Source organism: Accumulibacter sp. (assembly GCF_036625275.1).
Lineage (GTDB): Bacteria > Pseudomonadota > Gammaproteobacteria > Burkholderiales > Rhodocyclaceae > Accumulibacter.
The window spans coordinates 1-5,287 of record NZ_JAZKUD010000153.1 but is presented as its reverse complement, the minus strand read 5'-3'; the positions used below and the strand labels follow the sequence as shown (position 1 = coordinate 5,287).

The 5,287-nt window shown below is 63.0% G+C and carries 5 protein-coding genes and 1 pseudogene; 1 reads left to right on the top strand and 5 read right to left on the bottom strand.

Features of this window, described 5'->3' with window-relative positions; translation table 11 throughout:
• The 5 genes and pseudogenes from V5B39_RS21665 to V5B39_RS21645 form a co-directional block, all read right to left on the bottom strand.
• Positions 1 to 187, bottom strand: a pseudogene (locus tag V5B39_RS21665) (hypothetical protein); the annotation flags it as partial.
• Positions 181 to 456 (bottom strand): hypothetical protein, encoded by a 276-nt coding sequence (locus V5B39_RS21660; RefSeq protein ID WP_332344888.1) that lies wholly within the window; start codon positions 454 to 456, stop codon positions 181 to 183. The pseudogene V5B39_RS21665 and the gene V5B39_RS21660, both read right to left, overlap by 7 nt.
• Positions 449 to 2,329 carry a ferrous iron transporter B gene (gene feoB / locus V5B39_RS21655; protein ID WP_332344887.1) on the bottom strand — a complete coding sequence of 627 codons (1,881 nt, stop codon included), beginning with the start codon at positions 2,327 to 2,329 and terminating at the stop codon, positions 449 to 451. The genes V5B39_RS21660 and feoB overlap by 8 nt, the downstream gene beginning before the upstream one ends.
• Complete coding sequence (locus V5B39_RS21650; protein WP_332344886.1) at positions 2,326 to 2,607, bottom strand: FeoA family protein; 282 nt, start codon at positions 2,605 to 2,607, stop codon at positions 2,326 to 2,328. The genes feoB and V5B39_RS21650 overlap by 4 nt, the downstream gene beginning before the upstream one ends.
• A gap of 303 nt (positions 2,608 to 2,910) precedes the next feature.
• A complete protein-coding gene (locus tag V5B39_RS21645; protein WP_287631822.1) occupies positions 2,911 to 3,903 on the bottom strand; it encodes a cytochrome-c peroxidase in 993 nt (330 codons plus the stop codon).
• A gap of 362 nt (positions 3,904 to 4,265) precedes the next feature.
• On the opposite strand from V5B39_RS21645, the gene V5B39_RS21640 reads away from it, so the two are divergent.
• Positions 4,266 to 5,287, top strand: a 1,022-nt coding sequence (locus tag V5B39_RS21640; RefSeq protein ID WP_332344885.1) for a sensor histidine kinase, incomplete at its 3' end; no start/stop codon positions are given.

Here is a 5,287-nt window from a genome sequence, read left to right as displayed (position 1 = left end):
GGCGCTGACGGGCGCCGCCCCAGTCGCCGCTGAGCGTGGATTCCGGCCAGGCGGGCGCCTCGGCGGCGACGCCAGCGGTCTCTGCCGCATCGTCGGCCCGGACGGCACTGGCAAACCCCGACGCCAGCAACAAGGCGAGCAGCATGGTTTTTTGTTGCCGTCTCGGTTCATTCGTGCGTCTCAGCATTTCCTTGCTTCCTTGTTTGTCGTGATCATGACGGTGCTGGCTGGGCGCTGCCTGCTCGCGCAGCCGGTGCAGGGACCGCAGCCACCATGGGGACGGGCCTGAGTTGCCTGGCTTGGCGTTGCTGCCTGGACCTGCGCCAGCCCGATCCGCTGCCCGAGGTCCCGGCAACGCTGGCCCAGCGCGTCGCACCAGCGGCCAGGTAGCAGGCGCCAGCCCATATAGGCGGCGGCGCAGAGGACGACGCCATGAGCGACCAGTTCTTCAAACATGGGGCCCCCCGGTGAGAAAAAGCGCCAGGCGGTAGGTCATGAAAGCCGCGCCGTACGCCAGGACGAACAGATAGCCGGCCATCAGCAATGGGTAACGCCACGAGTTCGTTTCGCGCTTGACCACAGCCAGGGTGGACAGGCATTGCGGCGAGAAGACGTACCAGGCAAGCAGAGAGAACGCCGTCGGCAATGACCAACCTGCCGCCAGCATGGGCGCAAGCTGTTCTGCCACATCATCGCCGGTGGCCGAGAGCGCATAGACCGTGCCGAGGGCGCCGACAGCGACTTCGCGGGCAGCCATGCCGGGCACCAGGGCAATCGAGATCTGCCAGTTGAAGCCGATCGGCGCGAAAACGACTTCGAGCGCACGGCCAAGCATGCCGGCATAGCTGTACTGGATCGCCGGGCCGATGGCGCCATCCGGGGGCCCCGGGAATGACGAAAGGAACCACAGCACCACCATCAGCGCCAGGATGATGTTACCAACGCGCATGATGAAGATACGGGCGCGCTCGACCAGACCGAGCAACAGATTGCGCGCGTGCGGCCAACGGTACGAGGGCAATTCGAGCATCAGCGGATGCTGCAGACTCTTGCCGACGGTCAGCTTGAGTACAGCCGCCACGGCCATGGCGCTCGCCACCCCGGCTACGTAAAGCACGAACAGCACCAGTCCCTGCAGATTGAACACGCCGGCCACGGACGTTTCAGGGATGAACGCCCCGATTATCAACGCATAGACAGGCAAGCGCGCGGAGCAGGTCATCAGCGGAGCGATCATGATGGTTGCCAGCCGGTCGCGCCAGTTGGTGATCGTGCGCGCGGCCATGATGCCGGGGATGGCGCAGGCAAAGCTCGACAACAGCGGGATGAACGAGCGACCCGAGAGGCCAACGGTGCCCATCAGACGATCCAGAAGGAAGGCCGCCCGGGGCAGGTAGCCCGAATCCTCGAGGGCCAGGATGAAGAGGAACAGGATCAGGATCTGCGGCAGGAAGACCAGTACGCTGCCGACACCGGCGACGATGCCATCGACCAGCAGGCTGCGCAGAATCGTATCCGGCATCTGCACGCTGAGAAAGCCGCCGAGCGCTTCGACGCCGCCCTTGATCAGCTCCATCGGCAGACTGGCCCAGCTGAACACCGCCTGGAACATCAGGAACAGCGTTGCCGCCAGGATGAGCATTCCCCAGAGCGGATGCAGAACCAGACGATCGATCTTCTCGTCCAGGCGGGTGTCGAGTGCCGGCTGGCGCACGGTTGCGGCAAGAATCCGTCGCACTTCGTGCTGCGTGGCGGTGACGTCGGCCACGTCGGGCGGCAGCCAAGTCGGGGGGTGTGGTACATGATCCGGCACAGCCGCTTCGAGTTGGGCGATCAACTCGCTTGCCCCGCCGCGCTTGACGGCTACGGTCCTGACCACCGGCATGCCCAGTTCGCGCGCCAGCGCGGGCACATCGATCGCGATGCCCCTTTTGCTTGCCAGGTCAGTCATGTTGAGTGCCAGGACCATCGGCAGGCCAAGGCGCTTGACTTCCAGAACAAGCCGCAGGTTGAGCTTGAGGTTGGTCGCATCGCTGACACAGACCAGCATGTCCGGGCGCTGCTCAGCGGCGAGCGTGCCGAGGACCACGTCGCGCGTAATCTGCTCATCGATGCTGACGGCGTTGAGACTGTAGGCGCCGGGCAGGTCGAGGATGCAAAACTGCCTGCCCGATGGTGCCGTGAGTTGCCCCTCCTTGCGATCGACGGTGACCCCGGGATAGTTGGCGACCTTCTGACGGCTGCCGGTCAGCAGATTGAACAGCGCTGTCTTGCCGCAATTCGGGTTGCCGAGCAGGGCAAGCCGCAACGTTCCATTTGGCGTGCTCATGCCACCACTCCACACAGCGGGGAAACCAGCACCCGTTTGGCTTCGAATCTGCGTAAAGCGAACATCGTGTTGCCCACCCTTACCGCCACGGGGTCGCCGCCTGGACAACCGCGGGCGACGACGCGCACCCGCTCGCCGTCAATGAAACCGATCTCGAACAGCCGCAACGCCAGCTCGCGCTCAGCCAGTTCGCCGCCTGTTGGGACAGGCGCGGTGCTGACGATTGCTTCCTGACCCGTTGGCAGGTCAAACAGGGTGATCAATTGCCCGGGATTCATGTGATTCGCCTCCATCCTTGATGTGCCTCGTCATTTGCATTCATGCGAAAACTCCCGACCACACATGCCTACTGGACGAATCTGCGAAGCTGCCACGTTCGCGACGCAACACTGGCGGGTCTGATCAACACGCGTCTATTCTATATGCGAATCATTCGCATTACCATGGGCTGGCGGGACTTTTTCGGAAATGGCCGGAAAAGCCCGAGCCAGAAGGGCAGGTATTCGCTTGCGGAATACTGCTGCGGCTACAAAAGAAACGCCCCGGCACAAGCCGGGGCGTTTCTGGGACGAGGCGGTTCCTTACTTGTCGAAGGGCGTCGGCCGCGGGGTGTTGTCGGCGGACGGCGGCAGCAGGGGCATCTTGAAACTTGGCTGGTCGCCAGTCAGGGTCTTCAGGAAAGCAACGATCCTGGCATTTTCCTCAGGCGTAAACTTCTTCCCGAGCTGCACGCGGCCCATGGTTTCGACCGCTTCGCTCAGGGTGTCGGCAGCGCCGTCGTGGAAATAGGGATAGGTCAGCTCGACGTTGCGCAAGGTCGGCACCTTGAAGTTGAAACGGTCGGCGTCCTTGCCGGTCACCGCGGAGCGCCCCTCGGCCGGGCTGGAGGCCTTGTACGGTTCGACGACGCCCATTTTCTGGAAGGAATTGCCGCCGACCGCGGCGCCATTGTGACAAGCGACGCAGCCGCTGTCCTTGAAAAGCGCATAGCCTTCCAGTTCGGTCTTGTTGAGCGCCTTCTTGTCGCCCTTCAGCCACTTGTCGAAACGCGAATTCGGGGTGACCAGGGTCTCCTCGAAAGCAGCAATGGCCTGAGTGATGCGGTCGACATCGACCTTGTCAGAACCGAAGACCTTCTTGAATTCAGCCGCATAGCCGGGGATGGACTGCAGCAGGCTGACCGCTAGCTCATGCGTGAACGCCATCTCACCCGGGTTGGCGATCGGACCACCAGCCTGCGCCTTCAGATCCTTGGCACGGCCGTCCCAGAACTGAGCGACGTTGAGGCTGGAGTTGAGCACGGTCGGCGAATTGATCGGGCCCTTCTGCCAGTTGTGGCCGATCGACGTCTTCAGGTTGTCGGAGCCTCCCATGGACAGGTTGTGGCAGGAGTTGCAGGAGATGAAGCCGGACTTTGAGAGGCGAGGGTCGAAATAAAGCTTCTTGCCCAGTTCCACCAGGGCCGGGTTGGTGACCTTGGCGGCGACGATCGGCTTGATCGGCTCGTCGCTGGCGGCCCAGGTTGCAGAAATGCCGGCCATGGCAAGACTGGCGATGAGGATACGTCCTTTCATGATGACTCCCTGACTGAGTTGAAACGAGAAGGTGGTGGCGCCGCTCGGAGAAGGCAGGCGTCGGTCCGCTAAGCCGCCAGTGGAACCTGCAGCAATTACCACTCCAGCAATATAGTTATGCCATCTGTCGCGCCTTTGATCCAGGTCAACGACCAATCAGAATGCTTCGGCGGTCAGGTTGAGCCGACGCTCAGGGCGCGGAGGAGTCCCGCCCGCGGTAGATATTCAACCAGCACGCTGCCGGACTGCGCGGCCATCGGTCGCCGCAAACAATGTGCGACAGATTGGCGCAGTTGCAGTCACGGCGGCGACCAGAGCGTAAAATTCGCCGCTTCGACTCCTGCTCGGTTGCACATCAACCCATGCCCCGAATCAATCAGGCCCAGCGGCCTGCTTTTCTGTTGGCTACCGCGAGCTCGCTGAAGCGGTTGGTGGCGCTGCGCCGGATTGAAGTACTCACGCAGGCCATGGTGCTGGTACTGGCCGTGGCGTGGCTGAAGATTCCGCTCGAGGTCGTGCCAATGACGGCGGTGATTGCGTTGCTCGCCGCCGTCAATCTATGGACCCAATGGCGAGTCGACACCGGTGGCCCATGCTCCCCAGGAGAAGTGTTCGGCCATCTCGCAATTGACGTCGGCTTTCTCGCGGTGCTGCTCTACTTTGCCGGTGGCTCGGCCAACCCCTTCGTGTCGCTGTTCCTGCTGCCGCCGACGCTGGCCGCTGCCATGCTGCCCGCCAGGTACGCCTGGGCGATGGCGACACTGACTCTGCTTGCCTACACCTTTCTGATGTTCTGGAAGCTGCCGTTGCCGCCGCCGCAGGGCGATCTGGCGCAGATCGACGAACTCCTCGCGCGGGCTACCGGCATCGCCACGGAACACATCGCGCACGGCAGCGGCTTTGCTCTTCACGTGCTTGGCATGTGGCTCAACTTCGTCATCAGTGTCGGCGTCGTCGTCGTCTTTCTGACACGCATGGCGGCCGCCCTCAAGGAGCGTGAGCGCGAACTCGCCGCGGCCCGCGAGGACGCGCTGCGCAACGAGCAGATTCTCTCCCTCGGCACCCTCGCTGCCGGCGCTGCGCACCAACTGGGGACGCCGCTCGGCACGATGGCCGTGGTCATCCGCGAACTCGAACTGAACCACGGTGGCAATGCTGAACTGAAAGAAGACTTGCTGCTGTTGCGTGAGCAGGTCGATCGCTGCAAGCAGACGATTTCGCAGATCCTCGCCTCGGCCGGTCAGGAGCGCGTCGAAAGCCAGCGCTCGCTGGCTCTCGACGCCTACCTGCATCGTCTGCTTGACGAGTGGCAGATCATTCGCCCGCACGCCCTCGTCAGCGTCACCTTGCATGGTGAACAGCCAGCGCCGCTGATCGCTGCCGA

What these genes read in the sequence shown, in the direction of transcription:
- V5B39_RS21660 (WP_332344888.1), bottom strand. Translation starts at nt 456, where the DNA reads ATGTTTGAAGAACTGGTCGCTCATGGCGTCGTCCTCTGCGCCGCCGCC.
- feoB (WP_332344887.1), bottom strand. Translation starts at nt 2,329, where the DNA reads ATGAGCACGCCAAATGGAACGTTGCGGCTTGCCCTGCTCGGCAACCCG.
- V5B39_RS21650 (WP_332344886.1), bottom strand. Translation starts at nt 2,607, where the DNA reads ATGAATCCCGGGCAATTGATCACCCTGTTTGACCTGCCAACGGGTCAG.
- V5B39_RS21645 (WP_287631822.1), bottom strand. Translation starts at nt 3,903, where the DNA reads ATGAAAGGACGTATCCTCATCGCCAGTCTTGCCATGGCCGGCATTTCT.